1 protein-coding gene is annotated in these 1,225 nt (G+C 59.2%); it reads right to left on the bottom strand.

All coding sequences use genetic code 11. The annotated features are described in order from the left end of the window. Window positions 1–31 precede the first annotated feature (31 nt). A partial coding sequence (gene aptA / locus AC1DRJ_RS28415) for an omega-aminotransferase AptA (protein WP_477805070.1) occupies window positions 32–1,225 on the bottom strand: 1,194 nt, incomplete at its 5' end.

Below are 1,225 nucleotides of genomic sequence, written 5' to 3'. Positions count from 1 at the left end.
CTTAAAGGGCGCCTCTATATAGAAGAGAAAATCAGTCGATCTTGCTCAGCACTTCGCCGACCGCGTCGAACAGACGATCAAGGTCTTGCGGCTTGCTGTTGAAGGTTGGGCCGAACTGCAGGGTATCGCCGCCGAAGCGCACGTAGAACCCGGCTTTCCACAACGCCATACCCGCTTCAAACGGACGCACGATCGCGTCGCCATCACGTGGCGCGATCTGGATGGCACCGGCCAAACCATAGTTACGAATGTCGATGATGTTCTTCGAACCTTTCAGACCGTGCAGCGCATTTTCGAAATGCGGTGCCACTTCGGCCACGCTCTGCACCAGGTTTTCCTTTTGCAGCAGGTCGAGTGCTGCCAGGCCAGCGGCGCACGCCACCGGGTGCGCGGAATAGGTGTAGCCGTGGGGAAATTCCACTGCGTACTCAGGCGTCGCCTGGTTCATGAAGGTCTGGTAGATCTCGGAACTGGCAATCACCGCGCCCATCGGGATCGCGCCGTTGGTGACTTGCTTGGCGATGCACATCAGGTCCGGGGTCACGCCGAAGCTGTCGGCACCGAACATCGAACCGGTACGGCCGAAACCGGTGATCACTTCGTCGAACACCAGCAGGATGTTGTGCTGATCGCAGATCTCGCGCAGACGCTTGAGGTAACCCTGAGGCGGAACCAGTACCCCAGCGGAACCGGCCAATGGCTCAACGAATACGGCGGCGATGTTCGACGCATCGTGCAGTTCGATCAACTTCAGCAGCTCGTCAGCCAGGGCGATACCGCCCAGCTCCGGCATGCCACGGGAATAGGCATTGCTCGCCAGCAGTGTGTGCGGCAGGTGATCGACGTCCATCATCGCCTGACCGAACATTTTGCGGTTGCCGTTCACACCGCCGAGGCTGGTGCCGGCGATGTTCACACCGTGATAACCACGGGCACGGCCGATCATTTTGGTCTTGGTCGCCTGGCCTTTCAGACGCCAGTAAGCGCGGACCATTTTCACTGCGGTGTCAGCRCACTCGGAACCCGAGTCGGTGAAGAACACGTGATTCAGATTGCCCGGCGTCAGGTCGGTGATTTTCTCAGCCAACTGGAACGACAACGGATGGCCGTACTGGAAGCCTGGCGAGTAATCGAGAGTGCCCAATTGCTTGGATACCGCTTCCTGGATTTCCTTGCGAGTGTGCCCGGCGCCGCAGGTCCACAGACCGGACAGCGAGTCATAGAC

Source organism: Pseudomonas sp. P5_B2 (assembly GCF_056400445.1).
The sequence above is the reverse complement of the archived record's forward strand: the minus strand, read 5'-3'. Positions and strand labels throughout refer to the sequence as shown.